Annotated in this window: 21 protein-coding genes and 2 pseudogenes; 4 read left to right on the top strand and 19 right to left on the bottom strand. The window is 67.5% G+C overall.

Going from position 1 to position 20356, the window contains the following annotated elements; translation table 11 throughout:
* Nucleotides 1-64 precede the first annotated feature (64 nt).
* Nucleotides 65-610: a GNAT family N-acetyltransferase gene (locus tag AC1RNC_RS18075; protein ID WP_492887716.1), complete on the bottom strand. Its 546-nt coding sequence runs from the start codon at nucleotides 608-610 to the stop codon at nucleotides 65-67.
* 272 nt (nucleotides 611-882) lie between these two features.
* On the opposite strand from AC1RNC_RS18075, the gene AC1RNC_RS18070 reads away from it, so the two are divergent.
* The 3 genes from AC1RNC_RS18070 (at nucleotide 883) to AC1RNC_RS18060 (ending at nucleotide 3458) form a co-directional block, all read left to right on the top strand.
* Nucleotides 883-2484 (top strand): flavin monoamine oxidase family protein, encoded by a 1602-nt coding sequence (locus AC1RNC_RS18070; RefSeq protein WP_492887715.1) that lies wholly within the window; start codon nucleotides 883-885, stop codon nucleotides 2482-2484.
* Between the two features lie 14 nt (nucleotides 2485-2498).
* A complete protein-coding gene (locus tag AC1RNC_RS18065) occupies nucleotides 2499-2894 on the top strand; it encodes a c-type cytochrome (protein ID WP_492887714.1) in 396 nt (131 codons plus the stop codon).
* Between the two features lie 81 nt (nucleotides 2895-2975).
* Complete coding sequence (locus AC1RNC_RS18060) at nucleotides 2976-3458, top strand: RidA family protein (protein ID WP_492887713.1); 483 nt, start codon at nucleotides 2976-2978, stop codon at nucleotides 3456-3458.
* Nucleotides 3459-3629: 171 nt separating this feature from the next.
* Here the strand turns inward: AC1RNC_RS18060 and AC1RNC_RS18055 are convergent, their stop codons facing one another.
* From AC1RNC_RS18055 to murC, 18 genes and pseudogenes are all read right to left on the bottom strand, one after another.
* Nucleotides 3630-3824, bottom strand: coding sequence for a hypothetical protein (locus AC1RNC_RS18055; RefSeq protein ID WP_492887712.1), 195 nt, complete (start codon nucleotides 3822-3824; stop codon nucleotides 3630-3632).
* 74 nt (nucleotides 3825-3898) lie between these two features.
* Nucleotides 3899-4279 carry a Rieske (2Fe-2S) protein gene (locus tag AC1RNC_RS18050; RefSeq protein ID WP_492887711.1) on the bottom strand — a complete coding sequence of 127 codons (381 nt, stop codon included), beginning with the start codon at nucleotides 4277-4279 and terminating at the stop codon, nucleotides 3899-3901.
* Nucleotides 4276-5283 carry a fumarylacetoacetate hydrolase family protein gene (locus AC1RNC_RS18045; RefSeq protein ID WP_492887710.1) on the bottom strand — a complete coding sequence of 336 codons (1008 nt, stop codon included), beginning with the start codon at nucleotides 5281-5283 and terminating at the stop codon, nucleotides 4276-4278. Before AC1RNC_RS18045 ends, AC1RNC_RS18050 begins: the two co-directional genes overlap by 4 nt.
* 41 nt (nucleotides 5284-5324) lie before the next feature.
* The gene (hmgA, locus tag AC1RNC_RS18040; protein ID WP_492887949.1) at nucleotides 5325-6602 is read right to left on the bottom strand and encodes a homogentisate 1,2-dioxygenase; all 1278 of its coding nucleotides are present in this window, start codon (nucleotides 6600-6602) and stop codon (nucleotides 5325-5327) included.
* A 24-nt stretch (nucleotides 6603-6626) separates the two neighbouring features.
* A pseudogene (locus AC1RNC_RS18035) lies at nucleotides 6627-6758 on the bottom strand (hypothetical protein); the annotation flags it as partial.
* A complete protein-coding gene (gene hppD, locus AC1RNC_RS18030; RefSeq protein WP_492887709.1) occupies nucleotides 6755-7819 on the bottom strand; it encodes a 4-hydroxyphenylpyruvate dioxygenase in 1065 nt (354 codons plus the stop codon). The gene hppD and the pseudogene AC1RNC_RS18035, both read right to left, overlap by 4 nt.
* On the bottom strand, nucleotides 7816-9003 hold the full coding sequence (locus AC1RNC_RS18025) for an amino acid aminotransferase (RefSeq protein WP_492887708.1): 1188 nt from the start codon (nucleotides 9001-9003) through the stop codon (nucleotides 7816-7818). The genes hppD and AC1RNC_RS18025 overlap by 4 nt, the downstream gene beginning before the upstream one ends.
* A gap of 130 nt (nucleotides 9004-9133) precedes the next feature.
* On the bottom strand, nucleotides 9134-9601 hold the full coding sequence (locus AC1RNC_RS18020) for an Lrp/AsnC family transcriptional regulator (protein WP_492837907.1): 468 nt from the start codon (nucleotides 9599-9601) through the stop codon (nucleotides 9134-9136).
* A 76-nt stretch (nucleotides 9602-9677) separates the two neighbouring features.
* Nucleotides 9678-10274: a hypothetical protein gene (locus AC1RNC_RS18015; protein WP_492887707.1), complete on the bottom strand. Its 597-nt coding sequence runs from the start codon at nucleotides 10272-10274 to the stop codon at nucleotides 9678-9680.
* Between the two features lie 120 nt (nucleotides 10275-10394).
* On the bottom strand, nucleotides 10395-11933 hold the full coding sequence (gene ftsZ / locus AC1RNC_RS18010; RefSeq protein ID WP_492887706.1) for a cell division protein FtsZ: 1539 nt from the start codon (nucleotides 11931-11933) through the stop codon (nucleotides 10395-10397).
* Between the two features lie 35 nt (nucleotides 11934-11968).
* Nucleotides 11969-12035: pseudogene (locus tag AC1RNC_RS18005) on the bottom strand (hypothetical protein).
* Nucleotides 12036-12310: 275 nt separating this feature from the next.
* On the bottom strand, nucleotides 12311-13636 hold the full coding sequence (gene ftsA, locus AC1RNC_RS18000; protein ID WP_492837903.1) for a cell division protein FtsA: 1326 nt from the start codon (nucleotides 13634-13636) through the stop codon (nucleotides 12311-12313).
* 27 nt (nucleotides 13637-13663) lie between these two features.
* The gene (gene ftsQ / locus AC1RNC_RS17995) at nucleotides 13664-14572 is read right to left on the bottom strand and encodes a cell division protein FtsQ (protein ID WP_492837901.1); all 909 of its coding nucleotides are present in this window, start codon (nucleotides 14570-14572) and stop codon (nucleotides 13664-13666) included.
* Nucleotides 14541-15497: a D-alanine--D-alanine ligase gene (locus AC1RNC_RS17990; RefSeq protein WP_492887705.1), complete on the bottom strand. Its 957-nt coding sequence runs from the start codon at nucleotides 15495-15497 to the stop codon at nucleotides 14541-14543. Before AC1RNC_RS17990 ends, ftsQ begins: the two co-directional genes overlap by 32 nt.
* A gap of 204 nt (nucleotides 15498-15701) precedes the next feature.
* Complete coding sequence (locus tag AC1RNC_RS17985; RefSeq protein ID WP_492887704.1) at nucleotides 15702-17150, bottom strand: M28 family peptidase; 1449 nt, start codon at nucleotides 17148-17150, stop codon at nucleotides 15702-15704.
* Between the two features lie 92 nt (nucleotides 17151-17242).
* On the bottom strand, nucleotides 17243-18148 hold the full coding sequence (murB, locus tag AC1RNC_RS17980) for a UDP-N-acetylmuramate dehydrogenase (RefSeq protein WP_492887703.1): 906 nt from the start codon (nucleotides 18146-18148) through the stop codon (nucleotides 17243-17245).
* Between the two features lie 9 nt (nucleotides 18149-18157).
* On the bottom strand, nucleotides 18158-18433 hold the full coding sequence (locus tag AC1RNC_RS17975) for a hypothetical protein (protein ID WP_492887701.1): 276 nt from the start codon (nucleotides 18431-18433) through the stop codon (nucleotides 18158-18160).
* Nucleotides 18430-19848, bottom strand: coding sequence for a UDP-N-acetylmuramate--L-alanine ligase (gene murC, locus AC1RNC_RS17970; protein ID WP_492887700.1), 1419 nt, complete (start codon nucleotides 19846-19848; stop codon nucleotides 18430-18432). Before murC ends, AC1RNC_RS17975 begins: the two co-directional genes overlap by 4 nt.
* Between murC and AC1RNC_RS17965 the strand changes: the two genes are divergently transcribed.
* A complete protein-coding gene (locus tag AC1RNC_RS17965) occupies nucleotides 19847-20356 on the top strand; it encodes a hypothetical protein (RefSeq protein ID WP_492887698.1) in 510 nt (169 codons plus the stop codon). The genes murC and AC1RNC_RS17965 overlap by 2 nt on opposite strands.

The raw sequence follows: 20356 nt of genomic DNA, 5'->3' as shown, positions 1-20356 counted from the left end.
CTGAAACGTGAGGGGGCGGGCCGAAAGGTCCGCCCCTTTTGCTTGCGGCGAGCCTAGCGCCGCCTCACAGCGCCTTGCCCATCCGGATCAGCGGCACGCGATAGCCCGTCGAGGTCACGGCCTCGAACGGCTCGATCTCATGGTAGCCGCACGCACGGTACAGGGGCGCGCCGCCCATGGTGGCGGCCATCTCCACACGGCTGAAGCCCTCGGCGCGGGCCGCGGCCTCGCAGGCGTCAAGGATCAGCCGACCGACGCCTTTGCGCGTATGGTCAGGGTGGGTGTACATCGCCCGCACCCGCGCCGCGTCGGTCTTCGGATCCAGAAAGGCCGCGTCGCGCCCCGCCGAGTGGTCGCCGCCGAACAGGGTGGCGCGCCGGCTCCAGCCGCCGCAACCGGCGATCGCGTCGCCATCCTCCACGACAAAATATGTGCCGTCGGCGATCAGCTGGGTGTCCAGGCCCATGATCTCGAACGAGGCTTTCACACCCTCTGGCGGCAGGAACGCCCCCAACAGTTCGCCGATCGCGCGGTCCATCAGGGCGGACATCACCGGCATGTCCTCGGGACGCGCCAGACGCAGGCGAAGGCTAGGTTTGGACGAATTCATCACGTCTCCATCACGGCGCGGCCGGGGTCTCGGAAAATAGGGATTCGGCATGACGTCGGACAATGTTGTTCCCTCGCCCACCGATCGCTCATCGACCGCCTCAGGCGCCCAATGGCGAGGCGACTAACATGTCAGTCTCCGTCTCGACTGAAAACGGATTGCGCCAGCGAGGCCGTAATTTCGAGATGGCGGCGTTCCGGCGCGGCAGGGCCCGCCGGCCTCGAGTTCGACGCCCCAGGGCGCCGACCGACAACGAACGGGCGGGGTTGGTTATGAGTGGATTGGACGCGTCTTTGTCGGGTGGCGTGCTTACACGTCGTCGGTTCTTCGAAAGCCTGGCCGCGGTCGGCGGCATGTCGCTGGTTTTATCGGGCATGGAGGCGCTGGGCTACGGCATGGCCTCGGCCACCGAGCTGCCGCCCGAACTGACCGGCGGGGCCAAGAACACCAAGATCGTCATCCTGGGCGCGGGCCTGGCGGGCATGACCGCCGCCTACGAACTGAGCAAGGCCGGCTACCAGGTGCAGGTGCTTGAGGCCCGCTCCTTCGCCGGCGGCCGCTGCCAGACCGCCCGTAAGGGCTTCAAGCACACCGACCTGATCGGCCATGAGCAGACCTGCGAGTTCGACGAGGGCCAGTACATCAACCACGGCCCGTGGCGGATCCCGTACCACCACCGCTCGACCCTGCACTACACCAAGAAGTTCGGCGTGCCGCTGGAAAGCTTCGTCAACGACAACGACGCCTCCTACGTCTATTTCGAGAAGGCGACGGGACCGCTGGCCGGCAAGCCCGTGCGCAAGGGCGAGATCGCCGCCGACATCCGCGGCTACACCGCCGAACTGGTCGCCAAGGCCGCAAGCCAGGGCCAGCTCGACGCGCCGCTGACCGGCATCGATCGCGAGAAGTTCGTCTCCTACCTCGTCACCGAAGGCCGGCTGTCCAAGGACCTCGCCTACAAGGGCACCGAAGGGCGCGGCTTCTCCGTCCATCCCGGCGCCGGCGTCGATCCCGGCCCTGGCAAGGAATTGCCGCCCTTCGCCTTCAAGGATGTGCTCGACAGCAACGCCTGGCGGGTGCTGAGCTCGGTCACCGGCTACGAGCAGCAGCGCACCATGCTGCAGCCGATCGGCGGCATGGACCAGATCGCCAAGGCCTTCGAGAAGCAGGTCGGGTCGATGATCCGCTACGGGGCGGTTGTCGAGAAGATCAAGCAGTCGCCCACCGGCGTCACGGTCTCGTACAAGGGCGCCGACGGCAAGAAGGCCGAGGTCACCGCCGACTACTGCCTGTGCACCATCCCGCTCAGCGTGCTGAAGCAGATCGACCTAGACGCCTCGGCCCCGTTCAAGGCGGCGATGGAGGGCGTGGCCTATGCGCCGGTCAACAAGATCGGCCTCCAGATGAAGAGCCGCTTCTGGGAGGACAACCACCACATCTACGGCGGTCACATCTACAACGACATCGCCGGGATCAACTCGATCACCCTGCCCTCCTACGGCTGGCAGGGGCAGAAGGGCGTGCTGCTGGGCTACTATGCGTTTGGCGGCGAGGCGGCGAGGATCAGCGCCAAGACACCGGCCGAGCGCGCCGCCTTCGCCGTGGCGGCCGGCCAGAAGATCTTCCCGGAATACGCCGAGAACTTCGACAACGCCTTCTCCTTCAGCTGGCACCTGGCCGAGTACAATCTGGGTGGCTGGGCCGAATGGGGCGAAGGCGGCCGCAAGAACAGCTATCCGACGCTGTGCGAGCCGGACGGACGCCTGTACCTGGCCGGCGAGCACCTCAGCTATCTGGGCGGTTGGCAGGCCGGGGCCATCGAATCCGCCTGGCAGCAGATCGGCAAGATCCACGCCCGCGTGTCGCAAGCCTGAGACCAGAAAAGATGATGATCAAAGCTCTCCGTTTCGCCGCCCCGGCGCTGTTCGCGGCGATCGCCGCGCCGGCGCTCGCCTCGGCCGCCACGCCGCAATCGCAGTTCATGGACAACTGCTCGGCCTGTCACCAGGCCACCGGCAAGGGCGTCAAGGGCGCCTTTCCGCCCCTGGCCGGCTCGCCGCTGGTGCAGGGCGATCCGAAGATCGTCATGACCACGGTGTTGAATGGCCGCGCGGGCATGCCGGCCTTCAAGGACGACCTGACCGACGCCGACCTGGCGGCTATCCTGACCTATGTCCGCTCGTCGTGGGGCAACAAGGCCTCGGCCATCAAGCCCGTCGACGTCGCGGCCGCCCGCAACGCCGCCAAGGCCGCCGCCAAGGCGCGCGGCCTGCAGGCTCACTAACCGAAGCGTGACAGCCGAAAGTGGATACCGGTTTCGGCGCCCGTCACGCGCCAATGTTTCAATTCCACAGGGAGAGACCTCATGAAACGCCTCATCGCCCTCGCCGCCGGCATCGCCGCGCTCGCCGGCGCCGCCCATGCTCAGGAGATCGTCCGAGGCGGCGATTCCAAGTCGGCCATCGCCAGTGTCGTCACCGTGCCGGCCGGCTATGACACCATCTATGTCAGCGGCATGACCCCGCCGGTCATCGACGAGAAGGCCACGGGCGTGGCCAAGTACGGCGACACCAAGACCCAGACCCTGGGCGTGCTGGGCCGCATCGAGACCGCCCTGAAGACGCAGGGCGCGACCATGGCCGACGTCGTGATGATGCGCGTCCTGCTGGTCGGCGATCCGGCCAAGGGCGGCAAGATGGACTTCGCCGGCATGATGGAGGGCTACAAGACCTACTTCGGCACCGCGACCCAGCCCAACAAGCCCTCGCGCATCACCAGCCAGATCACCTCGCTGGTGGCCGACGGCATGCTGGTCGAGATCGAGGTCCAGGCGGCCAAGAAGAAGTAGGGCCAGCCCGAGCGCTTCAATTTCATCGCTACGCGAAATTAATTTCGTGACAACGTTGTCAAGCGCGTTTCAAACGGCTATATGGAAATCAGCCCTTTCGGGCGTTTCCTCCCAATGACTCGGCCGCCTTCTTCTCCTGGAAGGCGGCCGTTCTTTTGTCTGGAGCTCGGTTTAGGCCGAGATATTGACCAGCACGCCCGTCAGTTCGCCGGTGGCCTGGCTCAGCGCCGCGCCGGCCGCGGCGGTCGCCTTGGCGTTGGTCTGGGCCACCGCCAGCTGGGTCAGGTCGACGATCGCTGCGGCGGCTTGGCTCGAAGCCGCCGGACGTGGCGTATATTGGGCGGCGTTGGCGGCGGAAACCTGCACGTCGAGTTCCTCTCGGGATCGAAGGCAATCTGGTCGGCAAGCCTTAAGCGGACCTGACCAAACAGGGTTAACCCTCAGGCCGTGACGATCCGCCCCTCGCGCGCTTCGACCGGCCAGGGCGACAGCCTGGCGCCGACGCACGGGCCGCCGACGCAGGCCCCCTCTTCCACCGTGAACACCGCCCCGTGCCAGGAGCAGGCGATCAGGCCGCCGTCCAGCGTGAGGTACTGGTCCAGTTTCTGAGCCAACGGCAGGCCGGCGTGGGGGCAGTGGTCGACATAGCCGAACACCGCCTCGCCCCGGCGCACCACGAAGCCGTGGAAGCGCCTGTCGCCGATCTGCAGCACATAGTTTCGCGCCGCCCCATCGGCGATCAGGTCCAGCGGGCCGAGATTGATCCCGGCCCGCGTTTCCCAGATGCGGCCTACGGGCGCGGCGGCCGTCTCTTCGTTCAAACCCGCTCGACCGTCTGCTCGATGGCGCCGAAGATCGAGTGGCCCTTGGCGTCCTTCATCTCGATGCGGATGGTGTCGTCGCCCAGCAGGAATGGCGTCTTCGGCGCGCCGGTCAGGATGGTCTCGACCGTGCGCAGTTCGGCGAGGCACGAATAGCCCAGGCCGCCCTCGCTGATCGGCTTGCCGGGACCGCCGTCCTCGCCACGGTTCGACACGGTGCCCGAGCCTATGATCGTGCCGGCGCTCAACGACCGGGTCTTGGCGGCGTGGGCGACCAGGGTCCCGAAGTCGAAGGTCATGTCGACGCCGGCGTCGGCGCGGCCAAAGTCCTTGCCGTCCAACTCGACCAGCAGGGCGCCATGCAGCTTGCCGTCCTTCCAGGCCTCGCCCAGCGCGTCAGGCGACACCGCCACCGGCGAGAAGGCGCTGGCGGGCTTGGACTGGACGAAGCCGAAACCCTTGGCCAGTTCGGCCGGGATCAGGTTGCGCAGCGAGACGTCGTTGCAGAGCATGACCAGGCGGATGGCGGCCAGGGCCTCCTCGCGGGTCGCGCCCAGCGGCACGTCATCGACGATCACCGCGATCTCGCCTTCCAGGTCGCAGCCCCAGCTGGCGTCGGCCAGGGGGATGGTGTCGCGCGGGGCCAGGAAGCCGTCCGACGCGCCCTGGTACATCAGGGGATCGGTCCAGAAGCTCTCGGGCATTTCGGCGCCGCGCGCCTGCCGCACCAGCTGCACGTGGTTCACATAGGCCGAGCCGTCGACCCACTGGAACGCGCGCGGCAGCGGGCTCAGGGCGTCGTGTTCGTGGAAGCGCTCCTTCGGCACCGAACCGTGCTCGAGGCTGTCGGCCAGCCCTTGCAGCATCGGCCCGCAACGCGCCCAGTCGTCCAGCGCGGCCTGCAGCGTCGGCGCGATGGTCCCGGCGTCAGTGAACCAGGCCAGGTCGTTGGAGACCACCACAAGCCGGCCGTCACGGCCGCCCTTGAGAGACGCGAGCTTCATGGGCGCTTCCTTGTTTCTTCTAGTTACGACAGGCATCGTTCCTAAGGCAGCTTGGCCTTGGGGAAGCCCGTCCAGCAGGCGTCATAGTCACCCTGAAGCGCGGAAGTCTCCAGAGCGAACTTCGTCGGCCGGATCACCCAGCGGCTTTCGAACATGAAGGCCATGGTTCCGTCGATCTTGTGGGGCCCCAGCTCGGCCTCGGTCGCCTTGCTGTGGCTGGCGACGTCGGGCCCGTGATCGCTCATGCAGTTGTGCAGGCTCGACCCGCCCGGCGAGAAGCCGCCCTCCTTGGCGTCATAGGCGCCGTGGACCAGGCCCATGAACTCGCTCATCACGTTGCGGTGGAACCAGGGCGGGCGGAACGTGTGCTCGGCCACCATCCAGCGCGGCGGGAAGATCACGAAGTCGCAATTGGCCGTCCCCGCCGTGTCGCTAGGCGAGGTCAGGACCGTGAAGATCGACGGATCGGGATGGTCGAAGCTGACGGTGTTGATCGTGTTGAAGCGCGACAGGTCGTAGCGGTAAGGCGCGAGATTGCCGTGCCAGGCCACGACGTCCAGCGGGCTGTGGCCCCACTCGGCGGCCCACAGCGATCCCTGGAACTTCTGGATCACCAAAGTCGGTTCGTCGACGTCCTCGAACGCCGCCACGGGCGTCTCGAAGTCGCGTGGATTGGCCAGGCCGTTGGAGCCGATCGGCCCCAGGTCCGGCAGCTTGAACGCCGCGCCGTAGTTCTCGCAGACATAGCCGCGCGAGGGGCCGTCGACCTCGACGCGGAACCGCACGCCGCGCGGGATCACCGCGATCTGGCCGGGGCCAACCGTCAGCACGCCCATCTCGGTGACCAGGGTCAGCACGCCCTGCTGCGGCACGATCAAGAGCTCGCCGTCGGCGTCGTAGAACACGCGGTTCTTCATCGACGTATTGGCGAGATAGAGGTGCACGCCGATGCCGTTCAGCGTCGCCGCGTCGGCGTTGCCGGCCAGGGTGACCAGGCCATCGACGAAGTCGGTCGAGGCGGCGGGGATCTCCAGCGGGCTCCAGCGCAGACGGTTCGGCGTCACCGGGCCGTGGAAGACCGAGACCAGCTTTTCCTGAGCGTAGGGCGCGTACGGCCCATGCCCGGCGCTGGGCCGCAGGCGGTAGAGCCAGCTGCGCTTGTTCTCGTGGCGCGGCGCGGTGAAGGCCGTGCCGGACAGCTGCTCGGCATAGAGACCGAACGGCACGCGCTGCGGCGAGTTCTGGCCTACCGGCAGCGCGCCGGCCACGGCCTCGGTCGCGAAGTGGGCGCCGAAGCCGGTTTGGTAGCGGAGGTCCATGTGCGTTCCGAACCCAATTTTCTTGTCATCCCGGACGCCCTGAAAGGGCGATCCGGGACCCAGGGGCCGGCGCACTGCGGTCGCCCCTGGGTCCCGGCTCTACGCTACGCTTCGGCCGGGACGACAACGAAGGGTAATTTCGAGCCCTAGGCTCAAGCCTCCACCGTGATCACCCCACGGCGGATCTGGTCCAGCTCGATGCTCTCGAACAGGGCCTGGAAGTTGCCGTTGCCGAAGCCCTGGTTGCCCTTGCGCTGGATGATCTCGAAGAAGATCGGGCCGAACAGGTTCTCGGTGAAGATCTGCAGCAGCAAGCCTTCCTCGCCGACATTGCCGTCCAGCAGAATGCGATTCTTCTTCAGGCGCTCCAGATCCTCGCCGTGGCCGGGCACGCGCTTGTCGACCAGTTCGTAATAGGTCTCGATGGTGTCCTGCAGCTTGACGCCCCGGGCGCGCAGCTTCTCGACGGTGTCGTAGATATTGTCCGTGGTCAGGGCCAGGTGCTGGATGCCCTCGCCGTTGTACTGGCGGATGAACTCCTCGATCTGGCTCTTGTCGTCCTGGCTCTCGTTCAGCGGGATGCGGATGGCCTTGTCGGGCGCGATCATCGCCTGGCTGAACAGGCCCGTCGCCTGGCCCTTGATGTCGAAATACTTCTGCTCCTCGAAGCCGAACACGTCGCGATAGAAGGTCGACCAAGTGCGCATCTGGCCGCGCTTGACGTTGTGGGTCAGGTGGTCGAGCAGGTCGAGGCCGACATTATTGGCCGCTTCGGCCTCCGCCGCGCCGGCCACCGGGGTCCAGCCGGCGAACACCGCGTCCGCGCCTTCGACCAGATAGAGCATCGAGCCGCCGATGCCTTCCAGCACCCGCGAGCCCTCGCCCAGCACCGTGGCCGAGGCGTCGGCCGCCACGGCGCCGCGCTTCAGGGCCTCGGCATAGGCCTGCTCCACGTCGGCGACGCCGAACGCCATGCCGTTGGCCGACGGGCCGTGGGCGGCGCGGAACGCGGCCACCTGGCCGGTCGCCTCGTCATTGACCAGCAGGTTGACGCGGCCCTGCTTGTAGCGGGTCACGGCCTTGGTCGGGTGGGTCGAGGCGGCGACGAAGCCCATCTGCTCGAACAGCGCCTTCATGGCGGCCGGTTCGGGGCTGGTGAACTCGACGAAGACGAAGCCGTCGAGGCCCAGGGGGTTCTCTTGAGTGACTTGAGTCATGCGGGCTCTCCCTGCAGGCAGGCGTTCAGCGCCCGCGCGAATGTGTCGTTGGTCTCAACGGTCAGGCCGGCCAGATTGATGCGGCCGGATCCCGCCATGTAGATCGCGTGATCTTCACGCAGCTTCGCCACCTGGACCGGCGACAGCGGCAGCAGGGCGAACAGGCCGTGCTGTCCGGCCAGCGGCGCCAGCAGCGGAACCGCCGTCGCCAGACGCTGGCGCAGGTCGGCCACGCGGGCGCGCATGGCGTCCAGTTCGGACCTCCAGAGCGTGGTCAGGGCTTCGGATTCCAGGATGATACGCACCGTGGCGGCGCCATGATCCGGCGGCATCGACCAGTTCGTGCGCGCCAGGGCCCGGATGTTGCTGGCCGCCAGATCCAGGGTCGCCGCATCGCGGGTCAGGGTGTAGAGCGCACCGACCCGCTCGCGATAGAGGCCGAAATTCTTGTCGCAGGAATAGGCCAGCAGGCCATCCTCGGCCGCGGCCAGAACGAGGCGCATGCCCGCCGCGTCCTCCTCGAGCCCAAGGCCCAGGCCCTGATAGGCCAGGTCTATCAGCGGCATGATCCCCTTGCGGGCCACCAGCGCGGCGACCGCCGCCCATTGCTCCAGGCTGTAGTCGGCGCCCGACGGGTTGTGACAGCAGGCGTGCAGCAGCACCGCGTCGCCGGCCCTCGCCGTCTCCAGCGCCGCCATCATGTCGTCGAAGCCGATGCGCTGGGCGCGCTGGTCGTAGTGGCGGAAGGTGACGGTCTCGATGCCCAGCTGGTCCAGGATCTGGGTGTGGTTGGGCCAGGTCGCCGCGCCGATGAACATGCGGATGTCCGGCTTGGCGGCCTTCAGCAGCTCGCAGGCCAGGCGCACCGCGCCGGTGCCGCCGGGCGTCTGCACGCCGAACACCTCGTGGTCGACCGCATCACCGAAGATGATCGGCTTCAGCAGGTCCAGGAAACCGATGTCGCCCTCCGGACCAAGGTAGGACTTGGTGGTTTGCGTGTTCAGCAGGATCCGCTCGGCGGCCTTCACCGCCTCCAGCACCGGCGTCGCGCCGTGGTCGTCGCGGAATACGCCGACGCCCAGATCGATCTTCCCCGGGCGCGGGTCGCGGCGATACAGGCCGATCAGCGACAGCAGGGAGTCCGGGGCCTGGGGCGTCAGGCCGGTGAATACGGAGGAGGTCATGGCGCTTTCCGGATGGACGACGGAAAGCAGCTTATCGCGGGGTTGAAGTCAGAACGTGGCGATGATGACCTTGATGAACATCAATTCGGTCACATCATGCCAACCAATCGCCCTACCGGGCCAGATGTGATCAGCCCAGATAGTCCAACGGCAGGGCCGTGGAATCCTTGACCGTGTCCAGAACGAACGCCGAGCGCACGTCCTTCACCGCCGGCATCTTCAGCAGGCGTTGCATCATCAGATCGCCATAGGCGTCGAGGTTCGGCGCCACCACCCGCAACAGATAGTCGTAGCTGCCGGTCATCACGTAGCAGCCGACGACCTCGGGCTCGCGCAGCACCGCCTGCTTGAACGCTTCGGCCGCGCCTTCGGTGTGGTCGACCTGCACCTCGACATAGGCCAGCACGCCCAGCTGGGCCTTGCGCCTGTCCAGCAGCGCGACATAGCCGCTGATCAGCCCCGACGCCTCCAGCTGCTTGACCCGCCGCAGGCACGGACTGGGCGACAGCCCCACCCGTTCAGCCAGATCGACGTTCGAGATCTTGCCGTCTTCCTGCAGGATCTGCAGGATCTTCCGATCGGCGCGGGTGAGCTTCATCGTGACCTGATCGAGCTTCAGACTGGCAGATGGCGCCAATATAGCTGAATTTCACGGCGCGGAGCAGCCCTCGACGCTAGGTGGTCGGAGGGTCCGAGCGCAGTCGCGCGCGGAATTCGTCCAGTCGAGCGCGATAGCCTTCGGCGTCGCCGAATTCCAGGAACTCGTAGTAGCGCCGGTGCGGGTCGGAGACCTTCACGGCGTGTTTGATCGGGCACCAGTATTGCTCGGTTCTGCTGGAGACCTCGCGCACATAGGCGACCAGCCCGTTGGCGTAGCCGCAAAAGGCGCAGTTGAGACGTTCGATGACATTGAGATAGCCCAGCCGACCGCGGTCGAACGCGATGTAGTCGCGACGCTGGACCCGCGGAATGCCGTAAGCCCGAAAGCAGATCGCCTGATAGGCGCTCACCCAGGCGTCGACGATCACCAGCGGGATGATCAGCGAATAGATCACCGGCGCGGTCAGGATGACAGCCGGCGACGTGCGACCGAAGAACTTGACCAGGTTCAGTCGCAGCCGACGATGCTCGGCCGCAACGCCCATTTCAAACTCGCCGATCTTACTGGTGAGCGTCCAGCCCAGCGCCTTGCGACGTCGCTCGATCTCCCGGTCGAGTTCCGCCTGGAGGCCGACGATCTGATCGGCGATTTCCTTCATACGCTGGGTCATTGACGGCCTTCTGGAATGGCGTGCGGGCGCTGTGGGCCAATATTCCTAAAGCAAAACGCCCCGGGGGCGACCCGGGGCGTCTCTTGATCACGTCTTGCGTCCCCCTGTTGGGGCCGTCTTTCAGTTCGCCAGTCGGCGCAGGAAGGACGGGATTTCCAGGTCCTCGCCGTCGTCAACCTGCGGCGCCTCGATCGGCTGCAGCTGCGGGCGGGCGCTCTGGGCCGAACGGGCCTGCGGCTGCGGAGCCGACGAAGCCTGCTGCTCATAGCGCTGACGGCCACCGCCGAACATCGAGAAGAACCCGCCGCCCTGCTTCTGGGGGCGACGCTCTTCGTAGTAGTTGTTCTCCGGGAACAGCGGCTCCTCGGCGGCCACGTCATCGACCATGGGGTCGACGATGCGGGTCACCGTCCGGGCCGCGGGCGCGGCGATACGCGGTTCTTCAGCTACACGGGGTTCGTCATAGTAGAGCTCGGCTTCCGGCTCCTGAGGCGAGGACATCACGACCTCAGGCTCCTGAGCGGGCTCGGGCGCGAAGGCCGACGACGGACGCTCGACCGGGCGGGCGGCTTCGTAGCGGGCGGTCGGACGAGCCGGTTCCGGTTGCGGCGCCGGGGCGCGCGCGGTGTCGGCGATCAGCGGCTGGGTCGTGGTGTTGCGCGAGACCGGCTTGGGCTCGATCTGGGCGATCGAGGCGCCGTCCATGCCGGTGGCGACCACCGACACGCGGATCACGCCTTCCAGCGACGGATCGAAGGCCGCGCCAAAGATGATATTGGCTTCAGGATCGACCTGGTCCGAGATCGCGTTGGCGGCCTCGTCGACTTCCAGCAGGGTCATGTCCATGCCGCCGGTCACGTTGACCAGCACGGCCTTGGCGCCCTTCAGCGAGACTTCGTCCAGCAGCGGGTTGGCGATGGCGTTCTGAGCGGCCATCAGGGCGCGGTCTTCGCCAGCGCCCTCGCCGGTGCCCATCATCGCCTTGCCCATCTCGGTCATGACCGTGCGGACGTCGGCGAAGTCGAGGTTGATCAGGCCCGGCAGAACCATCAGGTCGGTGATCGAGCGCACGCCCGAGTGCAGCACCTGGTCAGCCATGCCGAAGGCTTCGGCGAAGGTCGTGCGTTCGTTGGCGACGCGGAACAGGTTCTGGTTCGGAATGACGATCAGGGTGTCGACGTAGCGCTGCAGCTCCTGGATGCCGCTGTCGGCCAGGCGCATGCGGTGACGACCTTCGAAGTGGAAGGGCTTGGTCACGACGCCGACGGTCAGGATGCCGCGCTCACGGGCGCACTTGGCGATGATCGGCGCCGCGCCGGTGCCGGTGCCGCCGCCCATGCCGGCGGTGATGAACACCATGTGGGCGCCGTCGAGGTGCTCGCCGATTTCCGGGAAGCTCTCTTCGGCGGCGCTCATGCCGACTTCTGGATGCGCGCCGGCGCCCAGGCCCTGGGTGATCTGCACGCCCAGCTGGATGCGGCGGTCCGTCTTGGCGAACTGCAGTTGCTGCGCGTCGGTGTTGGCCACCACGAACTCGACACCTTCGAGGCCCGCCTCGATCATGTTGTTCACAGCGTTGCCGCCAGCGCCGCCGACACCAAACACCACGATACGCGGCTTCAGCTCAGTCGTACGCGGCGCGGAAAGAGAAATAGCCATGGGACCCTCGCGTCCTTAACGCCGAAATCGTCGAACTAGACCTCGGCGACACCCGATCGCCCAGGATTGCCTCGACGATCGTGTTAACAGAACAACCACCATCGTTAATCGGCAGTTAACTGCATAATCTGAGTCGTGATCTGGTCGAGCGCGACCGTGGGATAAATTGTGGTCTATCAACAGAATCTCTTGGCGAACCAAGGGTTCCGCCGGGGATCCACAGGCGCGTGCGACCGAACGACGCTGAACGCCAATTCTGGCGAATATAGGCGCGGCCGGGAAGCAAAAGGCCCGGTCGAGACATTCGACCGGGCCCAAAGAGTTAAACTGTAGAGTTACTCACGCTTTAAACTTCGAGCGCCGGAACAGCGGCGCCGTTAGAGGTTGTCCCTCAGCCAGGCGGCCGCCTTGGCCATCGGGCTGGCGTTGGGGTCCAGGGGGCGCTTGCGCGACACGTTGCCGGCCAGGGCCTTGCTGGACACCGCTTCGCGCGGGCCGAAGGCGGTGCGATGCAGCGTGCCGGCCGCGGCGCAGAAGGCGGGGCCCGAAGCGGCGTCGGCCAGGTGCGGCACCCGGCGCGGACGACCCAGGCGGACCGGACGGTCGAACACGCGCACGGCGACTTCGCGAACGCCGGCCAGTTGGCTGGCGCCGCCCGTCAGGACGATGCCCGCGCCCGGCTCGACCGGCGCGCCAGAGGCCTTCAGGCGCTCGCGCAGCAGCTCCAGGGTCTCTTCGACACGCGGCTGGATGATGCCCTTGAGCAGGCTGCGCGGGGCGATCACCGGACCCGCGCCCGGATCGTCGCCCCGCGGCGGGGCCTCGATCATCTCGCGGTCCTCGTTGGCCGAGGCGATCGCCGAACCGTGCAGGGTCTTGATGCGCTCGGCGCCGACCACCGAGGTCTGCAGGCCGCGGGCGATGTCCTGCGTCACGTGTCCGCCGCCGACGGCCAGGCTATCGACGTGGCACAGGGCGCCGTTGTTGAACACAGCCACCGAGGTCGAGCCGCCGCCCATGTCGATGCAGACCGCGCCCAGGTCCATCTCGTCCTCTTCCAGAGCCGCCAGGGCCGAGGCGAACGGCGCGGCGACCACGCCCTCGAAGGACAGGTGAGCGCGTTCGACGCAGTGGGCCAGGGTGTGGAAGATGTTCTCGTTGACCGAGACCACCAGCAGCTCCAGGCCAAGCGAGCGGCCGAACATGGCGCGCGGATCGCGGATGCCGCGCTGACCGTCGACCGACCAGGCGATCGGCAGAAGGTGGATCGGCTTGCGGCCGGGAATACGGACCTGAGCCAGGGCCGCGGCGATGGCGCGCGACAGGTCGGCGTCGCCGATCGGACGGGCGCCCAGCGAAACCTGTGTGTGGACGCGGTTGCTGCCCAGCTGGCCGCCGGCCGTGCAGACAGACACGCCCTGGACGTTGACGCCGGCCACGGTCTCGGCGCGCTCCACGGCCTGGGCGATCGCCTGGGCGGCCTCGTCCAGATTGACGATCGCGCCGCCGCGCACGCCGCGCGACTGGACGTAGCCCACGCCCGCGGTCGTCAGGGTGCGGTTGTCGCGGTGAACGCCGTCGGCCTTCATGATGAAGCAGGTGACCTTGGAGGCGCCCAGGTCGACGGCCGCGATGGCGGGCTGGCGCACGAGCGTGGCCTTCAGGCCCTCACGCGCCTGCTTCCGTTCCTCCAATCGCGACATCGCTATCGTCACCTCAGTCATCACTCGTTACGCCCCGCCGGCCACGGGCTGCCCAGGCAGCGCCGCGTCGCGAGGTCTCACAGCCACCATTTCGGGGTCGCGCAGATCGATCCGCGCAAAACCCATGTCGAGGATTCGCTGTCGTTGGTCGAGCTGATCCAATTGAATCAGCGCGGATTCTTCGTCAATGGCCGGCAGCTGGATCAGCGAACCGTCCTTCAGTCTCAGGTCCCAGCGGCGATCGTCGACGCGCACCAGCGCTTCGAGACGATCCCGCAGGCGCGGTCGCGAGGCCACCGCCGGCAGGATCAGGCCGGCCGCCTGGTCGGCGCCCTGCCCCACCACCAGCGGCAGCGCGGGGAAGCGGGCCGGATCGGCCTCGCTGATCACCCGGCCCTCGCCGTCGATCACCTTCATGCGGCCCTGGTTCTGCCAGACGGCGAGGGCCGGCCGCTCTTCCACCGCGATCAGCACGGTGTCGGGCAGCATGCGCACGACCTTCGCGTCCTTGACCCAGCCGACGCCCTGCACTCGGGCGCGGACATCGTTCAGATCCATGCCCAGCGTCGGCTGGTTCAGGTAGAGGCCCGAGGCCGCCAGAATATCGCCTTGCGCGGTCGCCGAGGCGCCGCGGATATGAACCGTCTTCAGCTTGAAGCCCGCCGAGGCGAAGCTGTTGTCGACGCCATGAACCATGGACGCGCCAATGCGCTCGGCCCGATGGCCGGTCGCCAACATGATCACAAGGCCGAGACCCAAGGCCGCGCCCGCCACGCTCAGGGCCACCGTGGGCGATAAACCCACGCCCTTGGCGGCGTGCAACTTCGCGGCCGGCTGCGCCCCCCGGGGCGCCGGCTTGCCTTTGCTCGGACTTGCGGGCGCTTCGGCCCGGGGTCGCCTAGGCTTAGGCGGTCCCCCCCGCACTACAGCGGGCATAAGCGTCCTCCACGATCCATAGAACTAACTGATCAAACGGGATCCCGACGTGGGCGGCCTGCTCGGGAGCGAGCGAGGTCGGCGTCATGCCGGGCTGCGTGTTGACCTCTAGAAGGACCAGAATGTCGTTAATGTCGTCATAACGGAAGTCGGACCGGGTCACCCCTTGGCAACCAAGAGCGGTATGGGCCAGCTCGGCCATCCGCATCGCGCGATCCCTTACGCCATCAGGGATTGGGGCCGGTAGAACGTGAATTGAACCGCCTTCGGAGTACTTGGCCTCATAGTCGTAGAAACCTGTGGATGCACGGATATCCGTCACCGCCAGCGCCCTGGGACCTTTTGACTCACCGAGCACCGCGACGGCCAATTCCAACCCCTGGATGTAGGGTTCAACCATGACTTCCTCGCCGAAAGTCCACGCAGGAGAGGCAAGTTCTTCCGGCGGACGGTTCGCGCCTTCGAACACCAGGAACACCCCGACCGATGAACCCTCGGCATTGGGCTTAACGACATAGGGGGGCTGCAACACATGGTCGCGCGCGACATCGTGTCGGTTGTAGAGGCCGCCACCCGGAACGATCACCCCGGCGGCCGCCAGCACGGCCTTGGCCTTGGCCTTGTCCATGGCCAGCGCGGAGGCCAGAACACCCGAGTGGGTGTAGGGCAGCTTCAGGGTTTCCAGCACGCCCTGGACGCAGCCGTCCTCGCCCCATTCGCCGTGCAGGGCGTTGAAGACCATGTCGGGCTTTGTGGCTGTCAGCACCTGGGCGATGTCGACGCCCGGGTCAATGCGCGAGACCTTGGCCCCCAGCCGCTCCAGCGCGTCGGCGCATTCGCGGCCCGACACCAGGCTGACCTCGCGTTCCGACGAAGGGCCGCCGAGCAGGACGGCGATATGGCGGCCGGAGAGGGGCTGGGTCATGGCAGGCTGAGACTCTTAGGAAGGCTGGATGGTCAGCCAGTCCTAGTCAGCGCCGATGACGCTGCCAACTCTCCAGCCAAACAAAGCATGTCATCCCGGCCGCAGCGAAGCGGAGAGCCGGGACCCAGGGACCGGCGCAATGCGGTCCCCCCTGGGTCCCGGACAGCCTCCGCGAGGCTTCCGGGATGACAAGCTGGGTAGCCGCTACTTCGCGGCCGGCGCGGCGGCCTTCAGGGCGCGGAAATCCACGTCCGTCTCGGCCACCAGGTAGATGAGGCTGACCCAGGCGGCGACGTTCTGCGCCAGCTCGTTCGGACGCACCTTGTTCAGGGTGTCGTCGGCCGTGTGGTGGTAGTCGAAGTAGCGACTGGCGTCCTGGCGCATCTCGACCGACGGCACGCCGGCGGACTCCAGGCCAGAGATGTCGGCGCCGCCGCCGCGGGCGGGCTCGCGCGCGACGATGATCTTCAGCGGCATCAGCACGTTGGCGACCGTGGTCGCGAACGGCGTGGCTTGGGCGCCGGCCGGCAGCTTCAGCGAGAAGATGTTGTCCGCGCCCTCGTCGCTCTCGCCGGCCAGGACGATCTTGGCGACCTCGTCCTTGTGCGCGGCCAGGTAGGCCTCCGACGAACCGCCGCTCTCTTCCGAGCCCCACATCACGACGCGGATGGTGCGCTTGGGATGCTTGGGCAGGTCGCCGATCAGCTTGCCGACGGCCGTGGTGATGCCGATGCCCGTGGCGTCGTCGAGCGCGCCCGTGCCGACGTCCCAGCTGTCCAAGTGGCCGCCGATGACGATGACCTCGTCCGGCTTCTCCGAGCCCTTGATCTCGCCCGAGATGTTCCAGGCCACGGCGTTCGGGTTGGTGGTCGAGGCCAGCTTCAGCTTGATACGCAGCGGGCCCTTCTTGGCCAGGCGCTCCAGTTGCTCGGCTTCCGGCACGCCCAGGGCCGCCGACGGGACGGTCGAGACGCCGTCGCCGAAGGCGGTGACGCCCGTGTGCGGCACGGTCGAGTCCGAGGTCGAGATCGAGCGGATCAGCACGGCGACGGCGCCGCGCTTGGCGGCTTCGGTCGGGCCCGCGCGGCGCGAGACGCCCGCCACGCCATAGCCCGAGGCGTCCTGGGTGCGGACCATCGGCTGGGTGATGACAACGATCTTGCCCTTCACGGCGCTTTCCGGCGCGGCCATCAGCTCGGCGAAGGTGCGGAACAGGGCGACATCGGCCTCGATGCCTTCAGGGGGGGTCGGGACCGTGCGGCCCAGGCCGACGATCGACAGCTTCATCGGATACGGGCCGACCAGCTCGGCGCTTTCCTCGCCGCGCGTCCACGACGGCTTGGCGAACGGCTCGACCTTCACGTCGGTGAAGCCCAGCGCCTTCAGCTTGGCCACGCCCCAGTCCTTGGCGCGCTCCATGGCCGGCGAGCCGACGAGGCGCGGGCCGATGGTGGTGGTCAGGTCTTCGGTGACGTCCCAGGCGGTGCGGTCCAGCAGCGCCTTATCGCGCAGGGCCTCGGCCGTGGCGACGGGATCGGCGGGCTTCGGCGCGACGGCGGCGGCCTTGGCCGACTTGGAAGATTCAGCTTGGGCGGCGCCCGAAAGCAGGGCGAGCGCCGCGGTGGCGGCCAGTAAGCGACGATACATGAGCAAGGATTCTCCCCAAAGGCGCGGGAGTCATAGCACCGCTCCACGCCGGGGGAAGTCAGCATTGCGCTGAACTGTCACGCAGCCGGGGGGCGCCGCTAAGCCGGGCGCCCGATCCGCTTGATCTCCCAGTCCAGCTGCACGCCGGTCTTTTCCTTGACGTCGGCGCGAACGGCCTCGCCCAGGCCTTCCAGGTCGGCGGCGGTAGCCTCGCCGGTGTTGATCAGGAAGTTGCTGTGCAGCGGCGAGAACATCGCCCCGCCGAACGGCTTGCCGCGCCAGCCGGCCTCGTCGACCAGCTTCCACGACGAGTGGCCCGGAGGGTTCTTGAAGGTCGAGCCGCCGGTCTTCTCGCGGATCGGCTGGGTGGTCTCGCGGCGGCTGGTGATCTCGGCCATGCGGGCCTTGATCGCCTCGGGCTCGTCGGCGGTCCCTTCGAACACGGCGTCCAGCACGATCACGGTCTCGCCATCCTGCAGGGCGCTATGGCGATAGGTGTAGCGCAAGTCCTCGACGGCCAGCTCCCGCGCCACGCCCGCGCGATCCATCACCCGGACGGACTTGACGACATTGACGGTCTCGGAGCCATAGCAGCCGGCGTTCATGATCACCGCGCCGCCGATCGTGCCGGGGATGCCGGCATAGAACTCCAGCCCAGCGATCCCCGCCTCGGCCGCCTTGCGGGCCAGGATGGCGTCCGGCACGGCCGAGCCGGCCCTGATGCGGTTGCCGCCCAGCGGCTCGACGCCGTTGAAGCCCTTGCCCAGCCGGATGATGACGCCCTCGACGCCGCCGTCGCGGACCAGGAGGTTCGAGCCCACGCCAATCGCCAGCACGGGCGCGGCCGGGTCCAGGGCCTTGAGGAAATCGGACAGGTCCTGCTCATCGGCCGGCAGGAACACCACGTCGGCCGGACCGCCGACCCGGAACCAGGTGAACGGCGCCAGGGGCTCATTGATCAGCAGCTTGCCGCGGACGGTCGGGAGATTGGTTTTCCAGCTCATGCGGGGGCTCTAGCGCGTCCTGGACCGTTTCTCAAAGTGCTCGACCGTCCACCAAGCCAGGACCAGCAGGATGCCGACGACGATCAGGCCGATGTGCGCCCCGTGCTCGAACGGCGTGACATAGGTGACGCCGCCGGGCTGCTTCAGCGCCACGACGAATGGACCGTCGGGCGCCTTGGGGCGCTGGGTCGTCAACAGCCTGGTGAACCACCAGCTTCCAGCCAGGTACGCGATCACCGCGACGACGATCGCGGCCTTGGTCGCGATCCAGCGGTTCAGTTTCATTTGGCGAGGGCTTCCAGCTGCCCCGGAAGAGCGTAGGACCAGCTGGTGATGTCGCCCGCGCCCAGCAGGACGACAAGGTCGCCGCTGGTCGCCTCGGCGGCGATCAGGGCCGGAAGGGCCGCGGGGCTCTCCAGCGGCAGGGCGCGGCGATGGCCGAACTTCTTGAGCCCCTCGACCAGATGGTCGCGGTCGACGCCCTCGATCGGCTGCTCGCCGGCCGAGTAGACGTCGGCGACGATCACCGTATCGGCGTCGTTGAAACAGCTGCTGAACTCGGTCATCAGGTCGCGCAGGCGAGTGTAGCGGTGCGGCTGGACCACGGCGATGACCTTGCCCGTCGAGACCGCGCGGGCGGCCTTCAGCACGGCGGCGATCTCGACCGGATGGTGGCCGTAGTCGTCGACGACGCGGACGCCGTTGGCGACGCCCGTGGTGGTGAAGCGGCGCTTGACCCCGCCGAAGCCGGCCAGACCCTTGCGGATCGACTCGGCGTCGACGCTGAGCTCGCGGGCCACGGCCACGGCGGCGGTGGCGTTCAGCACGTTGTGGTGGCCGGCCATCGGCATCTTCAGGCCGTCATAGCGGACGACCTCGCCGTCGCGCGGCGAGACGATGATGTCGAAGGTCGCGCCTTCCGGCCCCATCTCGATGTTGGAGACCCGCACCTCGGCCTGGGGATTGGTCCCATAGGTGACGAGCCGGCGGTTCTCGATCCGCGAGGTCAGGGCCTGGACTTCCGGATGGTCGGTGCAGACGGCGGCGAAGCCGTAGAACGGGATATTCTGGATGAAGTCCTGGAAACCCTTCTTCACCGCCTCGAAGTCGCCCCAGTGGTCCAGGTGCTCGGCGTCGATATTGGTGACGATGGCCACGGTGGACTTCAGGCGCAGGAACGAGCCGTCGCTCTCGTCGGCCTCGACGACGATCCAGTCGCCCTCGCCGACCTTGGCGTTGGTGCCATAGGCGTTGATGATGCCGCCGTTGACCACGGTCGGGTCCAGACCGCCGGCGTCCAGCAGGGCCGCGACCATGGAGGTCGTCGTGGTCTTGCCGTGCGTGCCGCCGACGGCGACCGAGAACTGCAGGCGCATCAGCTCGGCCAGCATCTCGGCGCGGCGAACCAGCGGCAGGCGCTTGTCGCGGCCGGCGACCATCTCGGGATTGTCGGCCTTCACGGCCGTGGAATAGACGATGGCCGAGGCGCCTTCGACGTGGCTGGCCTCGTGGCCGATGAAGATGCGCGCGCCAAGCTTTTCCAGCCGCTCGGTATTGGCGCTGGCCTTGGCGTCGCTGCCCTGAACGGTGTAGCCGATACGCAGCATGATTTCGGCGATGCCGGACATGCCAATGCCGCCGATGCCGATGAAGTGCACGGGGCCGAGTTCGAAGGGGACGGGGCGTCGACGCTGGATCATGAAAAGCCGATTAGACCAATTCCGCGCGCCGCGAAACGCCCTCCTGATCCTCTTAGTGTGGATAGCGCCCGCGCTCGCTCAGCCGCCCTCGCCCGCTCCGCTTGAACTGCGCCTGGCCGATGTCGGTCAGTTCGCGAGCTTCGTCGACATGGGCGGCGTCCAGTGGAACGGCCGCACGGCGAAGCTGCGCGTGCTGCAGGTCACCGAGGGCGGCTTCAAGGCCGGTGCGGAAGAGTTCTGGGGCGGCTGGCGTCACGAGGTCATCGACTGCACGGCGCGGACCATCGCCCACGCCGGGTTCGGCAGCATCCGGGCGGGCGGCCGCGAGGGTCCGGTGACCGGCGATCTGCGCTCCGCCGCCCCCCTGCCCGCGGGCAGCACGGACGAGGCCGTGGCCAAGGTGGTCTGCGACGGCTGGAAACCCTTCGCTAAGGTTCCGGTGGCGAGCAGCGTCGAGGCGGCCGTCGCGATCGGCCGCCCCCTGATCGAGACGGGGGCCGAGCCCTAG

The sequence above is a fragment of the Caulobacter sp. GW822-FHT01G02 genome, from assembly GCF_058802865.1.
This window is presented reverse-complemented; position numbering and strand designations above follow the sequence as displayed.

Bases quoted from the DNA above. Each gene is read 5' to 3' on its own strand.
- AC1RNC_RS18075 (WP_492887716.1), bottom strand. From the start codon at position 610: ATGAATTCGTCCAAACCTAGCCTTCGCCTGCGTCTGGCGCGTCCCGAG.
- AC1RNC_RS18070 (WP_492887715.1), top strand. From the start codon at position 883: ATGAGTGGATTGGACGCGTCTTTGTCGGGTGGCGTGCTTACACGTCGT.
- AC1RNC_RS18065 (WP_492887714.1), top strand. From the start codon at position 2,499: ATGATCAAAGCTCTCCGTTTCGCCGCCCCGGCGCTGTTCGCGGCGATC.
- AC1RNC_RS18060 (WP_492887713.1), top strand. From the start codon at position 2,976: ATGAAACGCCTCATCGCCCTCGCCGCCGGCATCGCCGCGCTCGCCGGC.
- AC1RNC_RS18045 (WP_492887710.1), bottom strand. From the start codon at position 5,283: ATGAAGCTCGCGTCTCTCAAGGGCGGCCGTGACGGCCGGCTTGTGGTG.
- hmgA (WP_492887949.1), bottom strand. From the start codon at position 6,602: ATGGACCTCCGCTACCAAACCGGCTTCGGCGCCCACTTCGCGACCGAG.
- hppD (WP_492887709.1), bottom strand. From the start codon at position 7,819: ATGACTCAAGTCACTCAAGAGAACCCCCTGGGCCTCGACGGCTTCGTC.
- AC1RNC_RS18025 (WP_492887708.1), bottom strand. From the start codon at position 9,003: ATGACCTCCTCCGTATTCACCGGCCTGACGCCCCAGGCCCCGGACTCC.
- AC1RNC_RS18020 (WP_492837907.1), bottom strand. From the start codon at position 9,601: ATGAAGCTCACCCGCGCCGATCGGAAGATCCTGCAGATCCTGCAGGAA.
- AC1RNC_RS18015 (WP_492887707.1), bottom strand. From the start codon at position 10,274: ATGACCCAGCGTATGAAGGAAATCGCCGATCAGATCGTCGGCCTCCAG.
- ftsZ (WP_492887706.1), bottom strand. From the start codon at position 11,933: ATGGCTATTTCTCTTTCCGCGCCGCGTACGACTGAGCTGAAGCCGCGT.
- ftsA (WP_492837903.1), bottom strand. From the start codon at position 13,636: ATGTCGCGATTGGAGGAACGGAAGCAGGCGCGTGAGGGCCTGAAGGCC.
- ftsQ (WP_492837901.1), bottom strand. From the start codon at position 14,572: ATGCCCGCTGTAGTGCGGGGGGGACCGCCTAAGCCTAGGCGACCCCGG.
- AC1RNC_RS17990 (WP_492887705.1), bottom strand. From the start codon at position 15,497: ATGACCCAGCCCCTCTCCGGCCGCCATATCGCCGTCCTGCTCGGCGGC.
- murB (WP_492887703.1), bottom strand. From the start codon at position 18,148: ATGAGCTGGAAAACCAATCTCCCGACCGTCCGCGGCAAGCTGCTGATC.
- AC1RNC_RS17975 (WP_492887701.1), bottom strand. From the start codon at position 18,433: ATGAAACTGAACCGCTGGATCGCGACCAAGGCCGCGATCGTCGTCGCG.
- AC1RNC_RS17965 (WP_492887698.1), top strand. From the start codon at position 19,847: ATGAAAAGCCGATTAGACCAATTCCGCGCGCCGCGAAACGCCCTCCTG.
- murC (WP_492887700.1), bottom strand. From the start codon at position 19,848: ATGATCCAGCGTCGACGCCCCGTCCCCTTCGAACTCGGCCCCGTGCAC.